13 protein-coding genes are annotated in these 20,390 nt (G+C 62.9%); 2 read left to right on the top strand and 11 right to left on the bottom strand.

Annotated elements, in window-relative coordinates; genetic code table 11:
- Window positions 1-249 precede the first annotated feature (249 nt).
- The 4 genes from J2Y90_RS19500 to J2Y90_RS19485 form a co-directional block, all read right to left on the bottom strand.
- Window positions 250-1,548 (bottom strand): carbohydrate porin, encoded by a 1,299-nt coding sequence (locus J2Y90_RS19500; RefSeq protein ID WP_253502011.1) that lies wholly within the window; start codon window positions 1,546-1,548, stop codon window positions 250-252.
- A gap of 96 nt (window positions 1,549-1,644) precedes the next feature.
- Window positions 1,645-4,050, bottom strand: a complete 2,406-nt coding sequence (locus tag J2Y90_RS19495; protein WP_141681077.1) for a glucose/quinate/shikimate family membrane-bound PQQ-dependent dehydrogenase — start codon at window positions 4,048-4,050, stop codon at window positions 1,645-1,647.
- A 452-nt stretch (window positions 4,051-4,502) separates the two neighbouring features.
- A complete protein-coding gene (locus J2Y90_RS19490; RefSeq protein ID WP_253502008.1) occupies window positions 4,503-5,519 on the bottom strand; it encodes an NADP-dependent oxidoreductase in 1,017 nt (338 codons plus the stop codon).
- A gap of 55 nt (window positions 5,520-5,574) precedes the next feature.
- Complete coding sequence (locus J2Y90_RS19485) at window positions 5,575-6,363, bottom strand: SDR family NAD(P)-dependent oxidoreductase (protein WP_253502005.1); 789 nt, start codon at window positions 6,361-6,363, stop codon at window positions 5,575-5,577.
- Window positions 6,364-6,501: 138 nt separating this feature from the next.
- Here J2Y90_RS19485 and J2Y90_RS19480 point away from each other — a divergent pair, with 138 nt between their 5' ends.
- A complete protein-coding gene (locus J2Y90_RS19480) occupies window positions 6,502-7,095 on the top strand; it encodes a TetR/AcrR family transcriptional regulator (RefSeq protein WP_253502002.1) in 594 nt (197 codons plus the stop codon).
- 11 nt (window positions 7,096-7,106) lie between these two features.
- On the opposite strand, the gene J2Y90_RS19475 is transcribed toward J2Y90_RS19480, so the two are convergent.
- Together J2Y90_RS19475 and J2Y90_RS19470 are read right to left on the bottom strand one after the other, a co-directional pair.
- Window positions 7,107-7,502 (bottom strand): response regulator transcription factor, encoded by a 396-nt coding sequence (locus J2Y90_RS19475; protein ID WP_253501999.1) that lies wholly within the window; start codon window positions 7,500-7,502, stop codon window positions 7,107-7,109.
- Window positions 7,499-8,488: a response regulator gene (locus J2Y90_RS19470; protein WP_253501996.1), complete on the bottom strand. Its 990-nt coding sequence runs from the start codon at window positions 8,486-8,488 to the stop codon at window positions 7,499-7,501. Before J2Y90_RS19470 ends, J2Y90_RS19475 begins: the two co-directional genes overlap by 4 nt.
- 352 nt (window positions 8,489-8,840) lie before the next feature.
- Between J2Y90_RS19470 and J2Y90_RS19465 the strand changes: the two genes are divergently transcribed.
- Window positions 8,841-14,000 (top strand): trifunctional serine/threonine-protein kinase/ATP-binding protein/sensor histidine kinase, encoded by a 5,160-nt coding sequence (locus tag J2Y90_RS19465; RefSeq protein ID WP_429462334.1) that lies wholly within the window; start codon window positions 8,841-8,843, stop codon window positions 13,998-14,000.
- 284 nt (window positions 14,001-14,284) lie between these two features.
- Here J2Y90_RS19465 and J2Y90_RS19460 read toward each other — a convergent pair whose 3' ends face one another.
- The 5 genes from J2Y90_RS19460 to J2Y90_RS19440 form a co-directional block, all read right to left on the bottom strand.
- On the bottom strand, window positions 14,285-14,761 hold the full coding sequence (locus J2Y90_RS19460; protein ID WP_253501990.1) for a helix-turn-helix domain-containing protein: 477 nt from the start codon (window positions 14,759-14,761) through the stop codon (window positions 14,285-14,287).
- An 88-nt stretch (window positions 14,762-14,849) separates the two neighbouring features.
- Window positions 14,850-15,962 carry an alkene reductase gene (locus J2Y90_RS19455; RefSeq protein WP_253501987.1) on the bottom strand — a complete coding sequence of 371 codons (1,113 nt, stop codon included), beginning with the start codon at window positions 15,960-15,962 and terminating at the stop codon, window positions 14,850-14,852.
- 171 nt (window positions 15,963-16,133) lie between these two features.
- Complete coding sequence (locus tag J2Y90_RS19450; RefSeq protein WP_253501984.1) at window positions 16,134-18,368, bottom strand: xanthine dehydrogenase family protein molybdopterin-binding subunit; 2,235 nt, start codon at window positions 18,366-18,368, stop codon at window positions 16,134-16,136.
- Window positions 18,365-18,838 (bottom strand): (2Fe-2S)-binding protein, encoded by a 474-nt coding sequence (locus J2Y90_RS19445; protein ID WP_116658886.1) that lies wholly within the window; start codon window positions 18,836-18,838, stop codon window positions 18,365-18,367. Before J2Y90_RS19445 ends, J2Y90_RS19450 begins: the two co-directional genes overlap by 4 nt.
- Window positions 18,835-20,310, bottom strand: coding sequence for a c-type cytochrome (locus tag J2Y90_RS19440; protein WP_367399440.1), 1,476 nt, complete (start codon window positions 20,308-20,310; stop codon window positions 18,835-18,837). Before J2Y90_RS19440 ends, J2Y90_RS19445 begins: the two co-directional genes overlap by 4 nt.
- Window positions 20,311-20,390 lie beyond the last annotated feature (80 nt).

The following is a 20,390-nucleotide window of genomic DNA, read 5'->3' as shown; positions in this document are numbered from 1 at the left end:
TTCTGCCTCAGATACATGCGGACACGAAATAATTCACCGATGGCCGGAATTAATTTCGACAGGTGGGTGACTGGTCGGTGCTCTGAAGGAACTGGTTGAGCATTCAAAATAGTGGTTGCCTGAACCAATGCCATCGCGAGCAGGCTCACTCCTACAGGGGGTTTGTGTATTGCCGGGATTTGGCGTCCGCCGGGCAACCCTGTAGGAGTGAGCCTGCTCGCGATCGCGGTGGTGCATCCACCACAAGGCTTAAAGCGCAGCCTTCACCTGCAAGCCCACCACCAGCGCATTGTCGATGTCCTGCCCCGAGAACGCGCCCGGTTCGATGATGTATTGCAGGTTCGGGCGCAGGGTCAGCCATGGGGTGGCCTGGTAGCCGTAGCCCAACTCGATCAACTGCTCGGCGCTGTCCAGATTCGGGAACGCAGCACCATTGGCCATGGCGGCATCCTGTTGTACATCACGGCTGCGCGGGTTCGGCACGGCGCGGCCATAGCCCAGCGCCAAAGTGTCACGAGGGCGGCCTTCGAACGGTTTGTACAAAACCACGCCGGTGCCGTACCACTTGCTGAACGGCGAGGCTGCTTCGCTGGCCGCCGAATACTGACCGAACGCATGCAGGCTGCGCCCTTCGGAGGTCGGCGAACGCCATACCGCCTGATCGATCAGCAGATAATGCCCGCCACGGCCGGACACTTCGTCGTCGCTGCCGATGCGTTTGACGTCGGAGCTGTCGTAGTAATAGCCGACCTTGTACTCACCCGGCAGCTCGCCAGCGTGCTTGTACACCAGTTCGATCGGCACGACGGTGCCGGTGGTGTGTTTCGGCCCCAGATGCCAGGCGCGGCTGGAATTGCCGTTGCTCTCGGGATCGACGTTGAACGCCGCCACACGCAGTTGCCAGGACGGTGACAGGTCATATTTGACCCGCACGCCCAAGCGCGCGTTGGGGTAGTTGGTCCAGCCGGTGCCGCCGGACATGTTCAGCGGATGGCCGCAGAAACCGGCGTTCATGAAGTTGCACAGGATGCCGCTGTCGAGGCCGCCGAGGTCGTTGCCCATGGCCATGTAGCCGAGCTTCACGTTCAGCGCCGGGGTGAACAGGCTGCGCTCGTAACTCAGCTCGGTCAGGCGCGTGTACAGACCGCCGTAGTTTTCCTGAATCGGCAAGCGGTTGCCCACCAGATCTTCCGAAGCGCTGTTGCCGCGACGGTCGTTGATGGTCAGTTGCACCTTGCCGGCATTGTCGACTCCATAGAGTTTGCTCAGATCAAACTGCACGCCGAGCTTGATGTTCTGCGAGTAACGCGCCGAGCGGTGCAGGCCTCCGTCGGCGTTGTAAGCGGTTTCGCCGCTGTAATCGCCAGTGAACTTGATGCCGTCTGCATCCAGTTGATGACGCAAGCCGCCCCAGTCACCGGTCAGGGTGCTGCGGGTCAGCAGATCGGAATCGCTGGCAGCCAGCGCGGGTAGGGCAGTGGTGCAGCTCAGACCCAGCAACAGGCCAGTGGAAAGCTTGGTACGAGAAAAGCGAACAGCCGATGACATGTGAATCCTTCCTGCTGAAATCTTCAACGCATTAAAACGGCGACGCGGTGCTTTGGGCACCGCGCGCTGGGGGGAGGGTGGATGTACAGCAGCGAATTACGGCAGGGCGTAAGCCATCACGTAATCGCCACGATCAGTCGACTGGCGTGCGCCGCCAGCGGTGACAACGATGTACTGCTTGCCGGTTTTCGGCGAAACATACGTCATCGGGCCGCCCTGGCTGCCGACCGGCAGACGGGCTTTCCAGACTTCTTCACCGTTGCCGCTGTTGAAGGCGCGCAGGTAGAAGTCCTGGGTGCCGGCAATGAAGATCAGGCCGCCCTGGGTCGACAGGGTGCCGCCAAGAGTTGGCAGACCGATCTTGATCGGCAAGTGCATGCGGATGCCGAGGGGACCGGTGTCTTCAACAGTGCCGACCGGAACCTGCCACGCGACTTTCTGGGTCTTCATGTCGATCGCGGTCAGCGTGCCGAACGGCGGCGCCTGGCACGGAATACCGGCGACCGAAAGGAAGCGGTTCTTGTTCACTGCGTACGGTGTGCCTTTGAGCGGCACAGCGCCCATGCCGGTGTTCAGCGCTTCGCCACCGCCAGCGGCCTGGCCTTTGTTCTGCGACGGAATCATCTGAATCCACAGACCCAGGCGCATGTCGTTGACGAAGATGAAGCCGTGCACCGGGTCGGTGGAGATGCTGCCCCAGTTCATGCCACCCAGCGAACCCGGGAAGCTCAGCGATTTGTCGGTACCCGGCGCGGTGTACAGACCCTCGTAGCGCATGCTCTTGAAGTCGATGCGGCAGAGCAACTGGTCGTACGGCGTGGCGCCCCACATGTCCGACTCGGTCAGGTGCTGCGCACCGATCTGCGGCATGCCCACGGATTTCGGCTGGGTCGGCGAGTACGGCTCGTTAGGGATGTTCGCCGCTTTCACCGGTACTTCTTTGACTTCGGTCAGTGGCTTGCCAGTGGCGCGGTCAAGCACATAGATCTGCCCGGCCTTGGTGCCGATAACCAGCGCCGGAACGCTTTGGCCGTCCTTGTCGAAGTCGATCAGGCTCGGCTGCATCGGCAGGTCGAAGTCCCACAGATCGTTGTGCACGGTCTGGAACACCCAGCGTTCTTCGCCCGTGCTGGCATCCAGCGCGAGGATCGAGGCGCCGTACTTGTGATCCAGTTCGCTGCGCTCGACACCATAGATGTCGGTGGACGAGCTGCCCATCGGCAGGAACACCGTGTTGGTAGCCGCGTCGTAGGACATCGGCGCCCAGCTGTTTGGTGTGCTGCGCACGTAAGTGCTGCCGTCGGCCGGCGCGTTGCGGTCCTGCGGGTTGCCCGGGTCGAACGCCCAGCGCATGGCGCCGGTGATCACGTCAAAGCCGCGAATCACGCCGCCGGGCATGTCGCTTTGCACGTTGTCGGCGACGCGACCGCCAACCACCACGGTGGTGCCGGCCATCAATGGCGCGGACGACAACTGATAGTAGCTGTCTGGAACATCACCCAGACCGGCCTTCAGATCGACCTGGCCGTTGTTGCCGAAACCCTGGCAGAACTCGCCGGTGTCAGCGTCGACCGCGATCAGGCGGGCATCGATGGTGTTGGTCAGCAGACGGCGCTGGCAGTTGGCGGCCGGCGCCGGTTTGGCTTCGATGATCGAAGAATTGCTCGGCTGCGCGAGGGTGGCGGTGGCGTCGAAATAAGCCATGCCACGGCAGCGCTGCCAGACTTTCGATTGCGCGTTGATCGCGTTCTTCCACAGCTCTTTGCCGGTGTCGGCATCGAGGGCGATCAGGTTGTTGTGTGGAGTGCAGATGAACACCTTGTTGCCGACCTGCAGCGGGGTGAGCTGGTCTTCGGCGCCGTTGCCATCGCTCTCGGCGACGTCACCGGTGTGGTAAGTCCACGCGACTTTCAACTGGTCGACGTTGTTGCGGTTGATCTGATCGAGCGCGGCAAAGCGGCTGCCACCTTCGGTGTTGCCGTAGTGCGCCCAGTCTTTCTGCGCCTTGGCCGGCTCCACCGGGGTCAGGCCCGGGCCAGTGCCAGTGGCAGCAACCGTTGGATGGGCGACGAACATGTTGCCTGCAGCAACTGCCACACCGACGGCGAGCACAGCGGCGACGGCATACGCTCCGCGACCGGCAACTCGGCCATTGGCACGCGCCAGCAGCGGGTAGACCAGCGCGACGACCATACCGATCGCGCTGAACATGAACAGCCGCGAGAACACCGGCCAGAACACCAGCCCGGCGTCAGCCACCGCCCAGATCGCGGTCGCCACGAGAAACGCGGCGAACAGCCAGGCGCCAGCAGTTTTCTTCAGTGCGATCAGTACACCGGAAACGGTCATCGCCAGACCGCCGACCAGGAAGTACCAGGAACCGCCCAGGCTGACCAGCTTCACACCGCCGGCTGCGAGTGCCAGACCGAGCAGGGCGATGATCACGCCAAGGCCGACGAGAATGAACGTTGAAACGCCTGAGACGCGTTGACTGTGGTTCACATTGAAAGTCCCGTTTGAATGAAGCGCGGGATTATAGCGGTAACTAACCATTCAGTTAACCGCAGTTTTGCCATGAAAACGTGCACTTCTGGGAATCAAGCGTGGTGCAGGTTGACGAAAACGCAAGTCGAGAGGGGTTTCTCGAAGTTTCAGCAGGAGGGGCGGATTGAGCTTGGTATTGCAATGCACATGCTTGGACACCGCGCTGGATTCACCCCTCACCCCAGCCCTCTCCCCGAGGAGAGGGAGCTGATTTGTGGGCTTTTCAAGATCTGTGTTCGCCTTGATATCTCAGGTCGGTGTAACTCGCACATTCAACTCGTTCAGTTCCATCTCCCTCCGCGAGAGGGAGCTGATTTGTGGGCTTTTCAAGATCTGTGATCGCCTTGGTATCTCAGGTCGGTGTAACTCGCACATGCAACTCGGTCAGTTCCCTCTCCCCTGGGAGAGGGCTAGGGTGAGGGGCTTTCAGGATCGACCGCGATGGCAACCTTGCCCCTGGCCCGACCTTGTTCGACGTAGTGCAAGGCGTCAGCTATCTGATCGAACGCAAAGATACGGTCAATCACCGGTTTGATAACCCCAGCCTCGATCAGTGCGGTGATCTTCTGCAACTGAATGCCATCGGCGCGCATGAACAGAAATGAGTAGCGCACCCCACGCTTGCGCGCCTTGCGCCGAATACCGCTGCTGAGCACACGCATCACCAGTCCAAGCAGCCAGGACAACCCCTGCTCCCGGGCGAACTGCACAGTCGGCGGCCCGGACAGGGAAATCAGCTGCCCACCCGGTTTCAGCACCTTCAGCGATTTCTTCAGGACATCGCCGTTGAGGCTGTTAAGCACCACGTCGTAGTCATGCAGTTCAGTAGCGAAATCCTGCTGCCTGTAGTCGATCACCACATCAGCGCCCAGCGCTTTGACCCATTCGGCATTCGCCGTGCTAGTAGTCGTCGCGACGAAAGCGCCAATGTGTTTGGCCAGTTGAATGGCGACCGTGCCGACGCCACCGGAGCCGGCGTGGATCAACACTTTCTGACCCTTATGCAGCCTGGCGACTTCGACCAGTGCCTGCCACGCGGTCAACGCCACCAGCGGCATGCTCGCCGCCTCGGTCATGTCGAGATTGGCGGGTTTCAGCGCTAGCGCTTGTTCGTCGACGGCAATGCATTCGGCAAACGTGCCAATCCTGTTTTCAGGCGCACGGGCATAAACTTCATCGCCCGGCTTGAACCGCTTGACCGCCGCACCTGTGCTGAGTACCACACCGGCGACATCGTTGCCCAATATCAAAGGCATCTGATAGGGCAGGATCATCTTGAACTCGCCGCTGCGAATCTTCAGATCGAGCGGGTTGATGCTGCTGCCGTGCACCTCGATCAGCACGTCGTTTTCCCCGATCAGCGGTTCGGGGACGTCGCCAATCCGGCCGCTCTGCTTGCCGTAGCGTTCGATAAAGAATGCCTTCATTGCGGATGCTCTTGTCGGTAGGAACCCGCCGCAACGTCGGCGGGTCCGGTTGAAGTCAGGCTTGAGGCAGATAACGTGGCGCCACGGCCGACTGGCGAATCTGCCCCAACAGGCCCTGCCGCGCGGTTTGCAGGGCATCCCAGCGTTCGCCTTCATGCAACGGCGGGATGGTCACGACTTCGCGACGATCAAAACCGACCAGCGCAGCGTCAACCATATCGCCGACTTCCATGATGTCGGTCAGCGTGTTGATGTCGATACCGGCGCGGTCCCAGATTTCCGTACGGGTCGCGGCTGGCAGCACGGCTTGCACATACACACCTTTCGGCGACAGCTCCAGGCTCAGGCCTTGAGAGAGGAACAGCACGAACGCCTTGGTCGCGCCATACACCGACATGCCGAATTCCGGCGCCAGGCCCACCACCGAGCCGATGTTGATGATCGCGCCGTCGCCAGCCTTGGCCAGACGCGGGGCGATGGCACTGGCCAGACGCACCAGTGCGGTGGTGTTGAGCGCGACCAGTTGCGCCACGCTGTCGGTGCTCTGTTCGATGAAGGTGCCAGACTGCGCGGCGCCGGCGTTGTTGACGAGGATGCCGATGCGCGCGTCGTCACGCAGACGCGCTTCGACTGTTTGCAGATCGCTGAGTCGGGTCAGATCGGCTTGCAGCACTTCGACATTGACGTTGTGTTCGGCACGCAGATTGGCGGCGAGGGCGTCCAGGCGCGACTGGTCACGCGCGACCAGCAGCAGATCGTGCCCGCGTTGGGCGAAACGTGCGGCGTAGACCGCGCCGATACCGGTGGAGGCGCCAGTGATCAGAACAGTAGGGCGAGTAGTCATGGTGTTGGCTCTTTTCAGTAGAAGACTGATTTCGGGCTTTTAGGATGATGATCGAAATCTAAGCTGTCAACGGTTTTGATTATGGCCAACATCTATGTATCATCGGGCCATGATTTTTCAGCGCTGGAGGTATCCAACATGCGCGTATCCAAGGCTCAGGCTCAGGCCAATCGCGAGCACATTGTCGAAACGGCTTCAGTGATGTTCCGCGAACGCGGTTATGACGGGGTCGGCGTGGCTGACCTGATGGCGGCCGCCGGTTTCACCCACGGCGGTTTTTACAAGCACTTCGGCTCCAAGGCCGACCTGATGGCCGAAGCCTCGGCCAACAGCCTGGCGCAGTCGCTGGCCAGCGCCGAGGCGATGAGCGTGCAGGATTTCATCGATGTGTACGTTTCACGCGACCATCGCGACGGCCGTTCCACCGGTTGCACCATGGCGGCGCTGTGCGGCGATGCGGCGCGGCAGTCGGGAGATGTGAAGGCAGCTTTCGCCGAGGGCATCGAGCGCTTATTGCAGATCCTGGGCGAGAAATATCCGACCGCACCGCAAGATGAGGGCAGAAGCAAAATGATCGACCTGCTGGCCCGAGCGGTCGGCGCGATCATGCTGTCGCGGGCCTGCCCGGACGACTCGGCGCTGGCCGATGAGATTCTGGCGGTTTGTCACGCTGAAATGACCGCTTCGTTGCCGGGCATCGAAGAGGCGGAAAAAACCACGCAAGACAGCTGAATCGACCAGCGTCAGCGGCGCAGGGCCTTGTCGAGTGCCGCCAGCAACACCTCTTCCTCGAAGGGTTTGCACAGGCACTCAAACGCCTGGTAATGCCCGGTTTCGGCCAGCGCCGCCTCATCCCAATGGGCGGACATGCAGATCACCGGAAACTGTCGCGGCAGCGCGCGCATGACATCGATGCCGGACAGGCCGGGCATGCGCAGATCCAGCAGCAGGCAGGCTATCCCGGCAAAGTCGGCCTCGGCGAGAAACGCTTCACCGCTGGCATACACCTGCGCGCGATAACCGACCGAACGCAGCAGATTCGACAGGCTTTTGCGCACGGATGCGTCGTCATCAACGATGCAGACGATGGTAGGTCGGGTGCTCTCGGTCGCCGTCGGGCGTCCCGCCTGGCCGCTCACGACAGGCTCGATGGGCCAGGCGAAGGCGCAGCGCTGATCAGTCCGTAGAGTTCGACGAGGTTGACCAGCGAGCGGGTCTGCATCTTCGCCATGATGTGTTTGCGATGAACCTTGGCGGTCACTTCACTGGTGCCCAACTGGTTGGCGATCTGCTTGTTCGACAGACCGCCGACGATCAATGGCAGCACCTCACGCTCACGCGGCGTCAGTTGCGCCGCCAATTGCCGCACGTGCTGAACCCGTTGCCATTGATTGAACGCGATCGCCGCGTGTTGACGCGTGCTGCGCAGAATGCCGAGCAGTTCATCGTCATTGAAGGGCTTGGTCAGAAACTCCACCGCGCCGGCCTTCATGGCCTGCACCGACATCGGAATCGTGCCGTGGCCGGTCATGAAGATCACCGGCCACGGCAAGCCGCGCTCGTTCAGTGCCGCTTGCAACTGCAAACCCGTGGCTTCCGGCAGGCTGACGTCGAGCAGCAGGCACGCCGGGCCGCTGGCGATGTCGGCCTCGAGCAGTTCCTCAGCGGACTGGAAGATTCGGTGTTCGATGCCTTCGGCGCGCAACAACCGGCTCAACGCGGTACGCACGCAGGCCTCATCGTCAACAATGAACACCGGTACCGATTGCGCATCGACCGGCGGCGGCTGCGCGACGATCGGCGCCGAGGCAAGTGCATTGAACACTGGCAGTTTGGGTTCGCGGTCTTTCAATAATCGGTAACCTCGACGGGGAACCGTCTGGATGATTTCTTTTTCCCCGAGCAGTTTGCGCAGCGAGGAAATCTGCACCTGCAGATTGTTCTCTTCGACGACGATGTCCGGCCAGACCTGATTGATCAGTTCGTCCTTGCTGACGATGCGCCCGTCGGCCTGCATCAGCACTGAGAGTATTTCGAAGGCCCGCCCGCCCACGCGCAAGGGCCGGCCATCGAGAAAGGCTTCGCGCCGTTCCAGGGAAATCGTGGCTTGGCCGAGTCGGATCATGCAGGCCTCTGCGTTGCGGTAAGAAGGACAGGGCGCGGGCGCCGGGTTATCAGGCTCGTACGCTAGGGGACGGCCTGGCATAAAGCAATTATCCCGAGGGATAAGTCGCGCGCTTTTATAGCGTCAAAAACCACGGCGCAAGGCTCTGGACGGCCATCTTGGGGCCGCAGACGGACATCCGCGCGGCGGCTGGCCCTCTGACAAAAAAACGCTGCGTATACTTCGCCACCAGCCTGAATCCCATTTCCAGCGGTGAATGTGTATGCCCGGCCAGCCATCCTCATCTGCAATTTCCCGCGCGATCGATGCGCCGATGCTCGATGAAGCATGGCTGGAGAACTGCCGGTTCAGCCTGCTGCGTCGCGACCATGAACTGACCTGGTTCACCCTTGAAGACAGCCGCTCGGGCCAGACATGGTTCGCCGTGCGTGCGCCGATTCAGCGCCCGGCGCTGTGCCAGCGGCTGGAGCGCGACTTCCATTTGCAGCTGCCTTCGCAGTGGGCGATCAACCCGCTCGCGCTGCTTCGTTCGGCGGACGGCCCGGTGTTGGTCTATCCGCAATGGGGCTCGCCGCTGGCTGGATTGGTCGACGCCGCCGGCCTGCCGCTCGGGCGCGTGCTGAATATCGCCGTCGCCGCCGCCAATGCGCTGGCCCACTCTCGGCATCCGGAAACACCGCAAAACCCTGTGGGAGCGAGCCTGCTCGCGAAAGCGTCATTCCAGCCGACATCACCATTGACTGACCCACCGCTTTCGCGAGCAGGCTCGCTCCCACAGGGTTCTTTATTGCCTTGGCATCTGATGATCGGCGCAAACGACAGCGTCAGGCTGATGGGCCTTCACACCCAGGCGCAGGAAACCCCGGCGACCGAACTGCCGAGTCTGGAACACTGGCCCTATCTGGCGCCGGAACAGCTGCAGCGCGACGGCGCCGGGTTCGATGAACGCAGCGAGGTGTATGCGCTGTCGGCAATCATCTACGAGGCCCTGACCGGGCGCCCGCCGCTGACCGCCCGCGACGCCTCGCAATGGTTGCATGTGCACGCTGCCGTCGAGCCATTGTCGCCGGCGCAATACATCCCCGACCTGCCGCAAGGCATTTGCCATGTGCTGCTCAAAGGCCTGGCCAAGGAGCCGGAGGCGCGTTACCAGAGCATCGAATCGCTGGCCGCCGATCTGACCTGGTGCCTGCGCCAATGGCAGAAAAAGGGCCAGATCGAAGCGTTCCGCCTGGGTGCGTTCGATGCACGGGCGATGGCGACGCGTGGCGCTGTGCTGTTTGGCCGTGATGACGAACGCAAGCAACTGCTCGAACAGATCCAGCGCGTGCGCAGCGATGGCATCGCCCGCGTGCTGCTGGTCGCCGGCGCGCCGGGGGCGGGCAAGTCGACGCTGATTCAGCAAGTGCTGCGCACACAAGCACCCGGTTACTGGGCCAGCGGCAAGGTTGAACTGCTGCAAAACGACCGGCCCTTCGCGCCACTGGCGCAGATTTTCCGCTCATTGATCAGCCAGGTGTTGGCCAGGCCTGCGCTGGCCTTGCAGGCCCTCGGCGCGCAACTGAGCGAAACCCTCAAGGGTCGTGGCCGCTTGCTGGTGGACCTGGCGCCGGACGCCGAACTGCTGATCGGTGCCACCGCCGAATTACCGGACATGCCGGCCCGCCATGCCCTCGACCGGGTCAATCGGGCGCTGCTCGATGTGCTCGAAGTCTTTGCGCAACCGGGGCATCCGCTGCTGTTGTTCATCGATGACGTGCAGTGGGCGGACGACTCGACCCAAGCGTTTCTCAAAGCTTTCATCGCCCGGCCGCCGCGGCATTTGTTGCTGGTTCTGGCCTATCGCGAGGGCGAGTTGCCGCAGCATCCGGGCGGCTGGCGTGATGACTTGCGCACCGCCCGGACATTGCCAGTCAGCGATCTTGCATTAGGGCCGCTGTCGGCGCAGGCCGTCGCGCAATTGATGGCGGTAGAACTCGATGCTGACGTCGATAAGCTCGAAGCGCTGGCCCGTGTCGTGCATTTCAAGACCGCCGGCAATCCGTTGTTCGTCAGCCAGGTGGCACGGGCGCTAGTGGATGAGCGTCTGCTGCGTTTCGATGCAACGACGCGGCGCTGGGTGTGGAGTGAGGCCGAGGTGAATGGCTATCGCTACGCCGACAACGTTGCCGAATTGATGGTCCACCGCTTGCAGCGTCTGCCGGCCAGTGCCCGCGAGGTGTTGCGCACGGCGGGTTACGTCGGTGGGCGCTGTGACGAAGCGCTGTTGCAGCGACTGCTGGCGGACGATCCGGCGCAGTTGCTGCGTGATGTCGATTATCTGGTCAGTACCGGATTTCTCCTGCGCGAGCCGGGGCAACTGGTGTTTCCCCACGACCGCGTGCTCGAAGCGGCCGCTGGCCTGACGGCGCCGGCCGGGCGCGCCGCCGAACATGCGCGCATTGCCGCCGCCATGCTCGATCACTGTGGCGAGCAGCGGCAGGCGCGGGTCTTCGACATTGCCAGCCAAATTCAGCGCAGCGACATCAACGCGCTGCAACCACCTCGGCGCGCCGATTTCATCCAGCTATTGGTCGAAGCCGCCGAGCGTGCCCGCGCTAGCGCCGCGGTCGAGCAGGCCGTGGATTATCTGCGCAGCGCCGAGGTATTGCTCGGCGACAGCGGCTGGACGCAGCTCTACCCGCAAGCCTTCGCGGCGCGCTGGCTGGCGGCCGATTGCGCGATGTTGCTGGCGGATCTCCCCGGCGCGCAACAGCGCCTCGATGACTGCCTCAACCACGCCGAGTCCACACTGGACCGAGCGAAAACCTATCGCCTGCGCGCCAGTCTGCGCACCTTGCACTCCGATTATCACGGCGCGATCAGCGAAGCGCTGGCCGGTCTTGCCTTGCTCGATATCGACCTGCAGCGGCAACCATCGAAGGCGCAACTGGGCGAAGCCTTCGAGCGGGTTCGGCAATTGGTCGGCACACGACGGATCGCTGACCTGGCGGCGTTGCCCAAGGCCAACGAGCCGCGAATCGAAGTGGCGATGGAGCTGCTGAGCACGCTGATCGCTTCATTCTTCGTGCAGGACGATATCGCCTTTCTGCACCTGGCGAAGATGGTCGAACTGACTTTGCTGCATGGCACTACGCCGAGCAGCGGCTACGGTTTTGCCTGGTACGGCGTGATGATCGCCGACCGCTATGGCGAATATCTCGATGGTGTCGCTTTCGCCGAACTGGCGCTGGAACTCACTGATCTGCACGGCTATGAAGCGGGGCGCACCGGCACGCTGGTGGCGCTCGATCAGGTCAGCCCGTGGACCAAACCGATGGCCTACGCCCGGCAGAAGGCCTTCGCCGCGTTCGAATCCGGTCAGGCGGGCGGCGACCTCGGCATGTCTTGCTACGCCTGCAACCACATCGGCTCGGATTTGCTGTTCATGGGCGAGCCGCTGCAAAACGTGCTGAATGAGCTGGACGTCGGCCTGAGCTGGGTGCGGCAGTTTCACTACATCGACATCGAGCGCATTCTGCTGGCGCAACAGTCGTTTGCCAGCGACTTGCGCAGTGGGCCTGAGCTTCGTTCGATCGCAGAGCTTGATGCGGTGGAGCATGACCGCTTCGGCTCGCTGGATCGCGATCGCGTTTCACAGCCGACACTGTTCTGGAAAGGGTTGTACTCGGGTATGTCGGCGTTCTATTTCGGCGATGTGCGCTACGCGCTGCGGCGTTTCGAAGAGGCCGAGGCGTTGACCTGGTCGCTGCCGGCGCACATCGATCTGGCCCATTACTACCTGTTCTACAGCCTGACGCTGGCCAGCCCCGAGGCGCCGGGTTCCGTGGCGGAAAAACTGCAGAAACTGGAGCAGCAACGTCAGCGGTTCCTGCGATGGACTGAACTCAATCCTTCGACCTTCAGCAATAAACTGCTGCTGATCGAAGGCGCCATGGCCCGTGTGCGCGGGGAAGGCCTGGTCGCCATTCGCTGCTTTGACCAGGCGCAAATCGCCGCGGCCGCTGCCGGGTTTATCCATGAGCAAGCGCTGGCCCACGAGCAACTCGCCGAGGTTTGCCTGGCAAGCGGCTTGGTATCCGGCACGCATCATCACCTGCGCGTCGCCCGTGATTGTTATGTGCAGTGGGGCGCGCAGGCCAAGGCCGGCCAACTCGAAGCGCTACACCCGTTCCTGGCCCGCGAGCATTCGCTGGAAACCGTAGCGCCGGTGACGCGGGTGCGCCTTGATCTGGAGGTCGGCATCGAAGCGGCACGCGCGGTCTCGCAAGAAGTGCTGCTCGATCGGCTGGTGGAAACCTTGATGAATCACTTGATGATTCAGGCCGGCGCCGATCGGGGTGCGCTGTTGTTGGTCGCCGACGGTGAGTTGCAACTGGCCGCTGCCGCGCACGTCGAGGCGGGGAACGTGCGGGTCAGCCAGGACAATGAGCGCTCGCTTGAGCAGATCGCCCCGGTTTCAGTGCTCAATTCGACCATGCGCACGCGCACGCCGATGGTGCTCGACGATGCCCGCGCCGAGTGCCCGCAAGCCTGCAGCGCTGATCTGCAACAACGGCAGACGCGCTCGATGATGTGCCTGCCGTTGCTCAAGCAAGGTGCGCTGATTGGTCTGGTGTATCTGGAAAACAGCCTGGTGCCAAAGCTGTTCAGCGCCGAACGCCTGACCATGCTGGAAATCCTCGCCTCGCAGGCAGCGGTATCGCTGCAGACCGCGCGGTTGTACGCGCAACTGGTCGAAGACAACCGCCTGCGGGCGCAGATGGAGGCTGACTTGCGCAGCTCGCGGGCCGAACTGGCGCGTAACTCGCACCTTAAAATGATGGGCGAATTGTCGGCCTCGATCGCCCACGAAATCAGCCAGCCATTGCTGGGGATTTCATCGAACGCGTCGGCCAGCCTGCGCTGGCTCAAGCGCGACACACCGGATCTCGACGAAGCGATCCAGGGGCTGGAGGACATCCGCGCCGACAGCGCCCGAGCCACCGAGATTGTCCAGGCCTTGCGCGCCTTGGCCAAACAGGCGCCACTGCAACGGCTGCCGCTATCGATTGACGGCTTGATTGACGAGGTTGTGCAACTGACGGCCAGTGATTTGCACAATCGCAGGGTGAGCTTGCACACTCGACTCAGTGCTGCTGAGGCCGTATTGGCGGATCGCGTGCAGATCCAGCAGGTGATTTACAACCTGATCGTCAACGCGTTGGAGGCGATGGCTGGGCAGGGTGTTGTGGATGGGCGCCTGGTTATCGAGTCGACGGTAGCCGATGGGCAGGTCTGTGTGTCTGTTCAGGACAACGGTCCGGGGATTGCCGAGCATCAACGCGAGGAGATTTTCGATGCGTTCTTCACCACCAAGGGCAGCGGCATGGGCATGGGCCTGGCGATTTGCCGAACGGTGATCGGCGCCCATGGCGGGACGCTGCGCGTGGAGGACAGCGAAGAGGGGGCGCGGATCTGTTTCAGACTGCCGCTGGCGCCAGACGCCAGGATCAAAAGCCCCTCACCCTAACCCTCTCCCGGAGGGAGAGGGAACTGACCGAGGTGTTTGGTCGAGATACGCCGACGTGCGATACCGAGTTGATCTCTGGTTTCGAAAAGCCCACAAATCGGCTCCCCAGCCGAACACCAATGGTTAAGCGCGCCAAAATCGGCTCCCTCTCCCAGGGGAGAGGGCTGGGGTGAGGGGTGGAGTCACCGCGGTACCAACGTCGACCGCCAGCGCTCAACCACAAAAAAAAGCCGCGAAAATCGCGGCCAAAAGGGAGGAGTGAACAAAACTCTTTGGAATTCGACTCAAGGCCGCAGTTCCGTCAACCGCGTGCCCATCGTCGAGTTGAGCAGCCCATCGCTGAGCCGCCAGACATCCGCCTCAACCACCGCCACCCGCGCCCCGCACATCGCCTGTCGCCAGACCTTCGGCGGCATTCCCACCAGGCGTCCAAACGTGCGCGTGAAGTGCGAGTGATCGGAAAACCCACATTCGTAAACAATGTCGGTAATCGCCATTGAGGTCAGCAGCAACCCCTTGGCCTTGTCGATCTTCATCTTCAGCATCCATTCCTGCGGCGAGCAGCCAGTCACGATCTTGAACGCCCGGGAGAAATGGCTGCGCGACAGATTGCAATGCTCGGCAATTTCGCTGACGCGCAGGCTGCGGCTCAGGTCGCGCAGCATATAGGCCTTGGCGCGGCGTTCCTGCCAGCCGGACAGCGCGCCCAAGGGGCGCGCGAGGTGGCAGGGATGGTCTGACTTCACCGATTGCGGGTTCATGGCGGCTCTCCTGATCGATGGGCAAAGTCTGGCCGCCGGCGACATTTAAAGTCCTTAAACAAACCTTAAAAGTTATGAAGCGCAGACCTCAGGCGTGGAACGGGTAATCGACGTAACCGCGCTGATCGCCGCCGAAAAAACTGCTCGGATCCGGTGTATTCAGCTCAAGGCCATCGTGCAACCGACGTGGCAGGTCCGGGTTGGCCAGGAATGGCCGGCCAAAGGCAATGATGTCGGCGCGATTGGCGCTAAGCGCCTGTTCGGCGGTGTCGGCGTCGTAACCGCCGGCGAGGATCAGCACGCCGTTCCAGGTCTGGCGTAACTGGGCGATGATCGCGTCCCAGCGCGGGTCGAAGTTTTCGTCCTTGACCGTGCCGACCATGGCCGGCTCGACCAGGTGCAGATACGCCAGATTCCACTGATTGAGCGCTTCGACCAGATAACCGAAGGTCGCTTCGGGCGTGTCATCGCCCATGCCCATGAAGCGACCCATCGGCGTCAGGCGCACGCCGACGCGTTCGGCACCGACTTCGTCAGCGACGGCGGCGACCACTTCCAGCAGAAAGCGCGCACGGTTTTCCACGCTGCCGCCATAGGCGTCGTTGCGCTGATTGCTGTTGCTGTTGAGGAATTGATCGAGCAGATAACCGTTACCGGCATGGATCTCCACGCCGTCCATGCCAGCGTTCAACGCGTTGCGCGCGGCGCGGCGATAGTCTTCGACGATGGCGGCGATTTCCGCTGTTTCGAGGGCGCGCGGCACCGGCACATCACCCCATACGCCGTTGCCTTGTTCATCAACGATAAAGGTCTTGCCCGGCACTGGCAGGGCGCTCGGAGCCACCGGCAAACCGGCGTCAGGCTGGAAGCTCGGATGCGAGACCCGGCCGACATGCCACAGCTGCATGAAGATCAGGCCATGGGCCGCGTGCACCGCCGTGCTGACTTCACGCCAAGCCTGGACTTGAGCATCGGTGTAGATCCCCGGCGTCCACGCATAGCCCTGGCCCTGTTGGGAAATCTGCGTGGCCTCGGTGATGATCAGCGCGGCACTGGCACGTTGGCGGTAGTACTCGGCGTTCATCGCGGTCGGAACATCGCCCGGTTGACCCGCGCGAGAGCGCGTCAGGGGCGCCATCGCTACGCGGTGGGCAAGGGTGTAAGGGCCAAGGGCGATCGGTTGGAACAGGCGACGGGTCATGGGTAGCTCCGGATTTCGATGAGTAGGGTTCAAGCGCGGCAGCCAGGTGCCGCGTGCTGTGCAGCTAACTTAACCGGGGGTGGCGGGGCTGATAATCCGTGGCCGGCGCTAAGCAGTTTTGCGCGCAACGCAACGGCTCCCGCGCTCATCCATGACGAGCGCGGGCAAGGTTCAGGCGGGTGGGGTGGAGCGGGTCAGCGGCAGGTTCAGCCAGCGCCGGCCGGTGGCATTGCTGACCGCGTTGCCGAGGGCAGCAGCCATTGGCCCTTGGACGATTTCGGCAGCACCGAGGAAAGGTTCGCCCGGTTGATCGAGCAGGTGCACATCGACTTTTTTCGGCAATTGCGTAAAGCGCAGGATCGGATAACCGCTCCAGTCGTAGCTGCGAATGCCGCCGGCGTCGTAGGCGACTTTTTCGTAGAGCGTCCAGCTCGCCGACTGGACGATGCCGCCCTCGACCTGATTGCGCAGGCCATCTGGGCTGACGATCTGGCCGACGTCGACCGCCGTCACCACATGATCGATACGGATCTCGCCGGTCTGCGGATGCACCCGCAGTTTCACCGCGAGGGCGCAGTAACCCATGATGTTCTTGTAGCGGGCGAAGGCAAAACCGATACCACCGCCGGGCTCGCTGCTCTTGTGTGGCCAGCCGATTTCGTCACGCACGCGCTCGATCACGGCGCGCGCACGCGGATCGCTCAGATGGGCCAGGCGCAACGCCACTGGATCAAGCCCGCTCTGGATCGCCAATTCATCGATACTCGCCTCGATGGCGAAGATATTGATGTGCGCGCCGAGCGAACGCATGGCCGACGTGCGAAAGGGCATCGTCGTGACGAAGTTCATGTTGATCCGCGTCGCGCCCAGTTCGTAGAGCGGCACTGCGTTGCGATCGCCGTCACCTTCGGGCTGGGCGATCGGCACCGAGGGCGCCGAGGCGAAGGGTTTGGCCAGCAAGCGTGCCGGCAGCAGGCGACCGGCATTGACGATGCGTTCATTGTGCGGCGTGGTCCACAGTTCGTAATTCCAGTCCTGCAAACGGCCGTGACTGAGGCCGGCGTCGACCTCGGTGACCATCGCCGAACTGTACGGCTCCCAGAGATTTTCCTGCTCGCGCATCCATTGCACGCGCACCGGCGTGCCCGGCAGGCGCATGGCGATCAATGCGGCATCGGCGGCGGCATCATCGGCGCCGTTGTGGCCATAGCAGCCCGAGCCTTCGGTATGGATGCAGCGCACACGTTCCGGCGGTAGACGAAGCATTTCAGCGATGCCGGCGCGCAGCGGATAGACGCCCTGGGTGTGAGTCCAGACCGTGAGCAGGCCATCGTTGAACCAGGCCACCGCGCAGGACGGGCCGATCGAGCCGTGCATCAGATATTGCTTGGTCACCCGCGCCTTGAAGCGTGTCTCGCTCGCGCCGCCGGGATTGCCGTTATTGCTGATCGGGTAGCGCTTGGAGGGCAATTGCTTGAGCAAATCGTGAATCCCGGCGGCTTCGGGAATTGCCTCGCCGCCGCTCCACTTGGCACCCTCCATACCGGCGCGCATGGCCTTGATCGCTTGCCATTCATCACGGGCGACCACGGCCAGATAGTTGCCGTCGCGGATCACTTTGATCACGCCGCTGAGCGCTTCAATCGATGCCGTATCGAACGCCTGCAGCGTGCAGCCGGGGCGCGGCGGGCGAATCACTCGCGCGTGCAGCATGCCCGGCAGGCGCATGTCCTGCACGAACGCCGCGCCACCGCTGACCTTGGCCGGAATGTCCAGACGCGGCAGGTTGTGCCCGATCAGCTTGAAGTCGGCCGCCGCCATCGCCGGTGATTGCGCCTTGGCGTATTGGTGCACATCGACATGCCTGACCGCGTCGGCGTACGCCATGCGTTGCCCGCTCGGGCCTTCGATAATGCCGTCGCGAGTGCTCAGTTGCGCAGCGTCGACTTGCCAACTGCGCGCGGCGGCATCGACGAGCATTTCCCGCACCTGCGCGGCGGCGTTGTACAGCGCGGTGCCGCTGTCGAAAATGCTGTGGCTGCCGGCGGTGTAGCCTTCGTTGGGCGTCAGCGCGGTGTCGGCAGTGAGCAAATTGACGGCGCTGGCCGGCACCTGCAAACGCTCGGCAGCGATTTGCAGCAATGCGGTTTTCACCCCGGTGCCCAGTTCGACTTTGCCGGTGTACACGGTGATGCCATCGGCGCCGATGCGAATCCACGCGTCGAGGTAAGGGTTGGTGCGCAGACTGCCGGGCAGATCGGGGGCCAGCACCACGGTGCCGAGGGTGTCGACTTCGGTGTCGGCCAAGGCCCGTCGCGCCACTGGCATCAGGGTGAAAGCCATGAGCAACGCGCCGCCGCGCAGGAACGCCCGGCGGCTGGGGTTCAAGCCGTTTGCTTCGTTCATGTCAGGCTCCCGTCGTGTCCGGCCACCTGTTTGATCGCCTCGATGATGCGCAAGTGCGTGCCGCAGCGGCACAGATTGCCGGCCATGTGCTCGCGGATGGTTTGCTCGTCCGGATGCGGATCGCGTTCAAGCAACGACTGTGCGCGCATCAGCATGCCAGCGATGCAGTAACCGCATTGCGCCGCCTGCTTGTCGATGAACGCTGCTTGCAGCGGGCCGGGTTTTTCGGCGCTGCCGAGGCTTTCGACGGTGCGGATCTTTTTCCCTTCAAGGCCTGCGCAGGGCGTGAGACAGGCGAACACTGGTTTGTCGTCGACGATCACCGTGCACGCGCCGCACTGGCCGAGGCCGCAGCCATACTTGGCGCCGTTGAGGTTCAAGTGATTGCGCAACGCATAGAGCAGCGGCATGTCCGGTTCCAGCTCCAGCGCTTGGGCGGCTCCATTGACGGTAAGAGTGATCTGGCTCATTTCGTCTCCTGACGTAACGCTTCAATAGTGGAAGAAAGGTCGGCCCACGGCTGATCGGGTCTGGCTTGCTCGCGCAGATACGCGGCGAGTGCACCGAGCTGGGCGTTGTCGAGGCTGGCGGCGAACGGCGGCATCACCGGACCGGGGGCGCCGGGAATGGCGGGCACGCCTTCAAGCACGGTCTTGAGAAAATTGCGCGAACTGGCCGCTTGCAGGGCCGAGGTATTTTGCAGACCGGGGCGTCCGTCGATTTCGCGCATCGGCGCGGCGGTGGCGTGGCATCCGGCGCAGGCGCTGCTGAAGAGCAGGGCGCCGCTGCTGTGATCCGTTGGATTGCTTGGCTTTTGCGGCGTGGTTTCCTTGACTGCGGGCGGGTTTTGCAGGCTCAGCAGGTAGTCGGCAATTGCCTCGGCTTCACTGGCCGGCAAGCGCGCCAGACTCAGGCTGACCGGACGCATCGGGCCGGCGGGTGTGCCGTGGCCATCGACGACGTCGGCGCGCAGATAGCCGACCAATTGCTCGCGATTCCATGGATTGGCGCGTTGGCCGAGGCCGACCAGCGACGGGGCCTCCCAGCCATCGACGCTGCCGCCGTGCAGATAATCCGAGGTTTTTTCCGCGCCGATCAGGTTCAGCGGCGAATGGCAGCCGGCGCAGTGGCCCGGGCCGTCGACCAGGTAGCGTCCGCGATTCCATGCCGCGCTGTGTTCGGCCAGTGGAGTCAGTGGCTCGCCATGCAGAAACAGCAAATTCCAGAACGACACCAGCGGGCGGATGTTCATGGGGAAGTTCATCTGATTCTGCTTGGCGGGCGCGTTTACGGCGGGGCCGCTCATCAGGTAGGCGTAGGCGTCGGCGATGTCCGCTGCGCTCATGCGCCGGTAGTGCACATAGGGAAAGGCCGGATAGAGAAAGTGGCCGTCGCGGGCAATGCCTTCGCGCATCGCCCGTTCAAATGCCGGCAAAGACCACTCGCCGATGCCGGTCTGCGCATCCGGGGTGATGTTGGTGCTGTACAGCGTGCCGAACGGCGTCACCAGCGGCAGCCCGCCGGCCAGGTATTCGCCGCCGGGCCGGGTATGGCAGACCGCGCAGTCGCCGGCCTCGACCACCCGTGCGCCGCGTTGCAACTGCGCATTATCGAATGACGTTGGTCGTTTGATCGGTGCGATTGCCGGGCGCCACATCAGCGCGACGGCGACGACCAGGCCGATGACCGCGAGCACAGCCACGCTGATCCACAGGGTTCTGGATTTGAGCAAATGACTGTTCATGGTCGGCAGGAAAACGCGGCGGGCAGTGGCAGGACGAGTGAAGTGCGGGTCATGGAAACGCTCCTTGTAGCAGCCGGGGAAGGGCGCCGATGCGGAGGTCTGCGCCAGGGCCAAAGCGTAGTGAAGACGCTTGCGGCGGAGAATCACCGGCCTGCGCAACAGCGCGTTGCGCCAGAAGCAACGTTGCGCTCGACGCATCAGTGCGTTGTCCCTGGCACGGATTCTCGCCGCCGCCGGGTGACCGTAGCCTTGGCACCACTTTCCCGAACTCAACGAGG

It is taken from the genome of Pseudomonas koreensis, assembly GCF_024169245.1.
Classification (GTDB): Bacteria; Pseudomonadota; Gammaproteobacteria; order Pseudomonadales; family Pseudomonadaceae; genus Aquipseudomonas; species Aquipseudomonas koreensis_F.
This window is presented reverse-complemented; position numbering and strand designations above follow the sequence as displayed.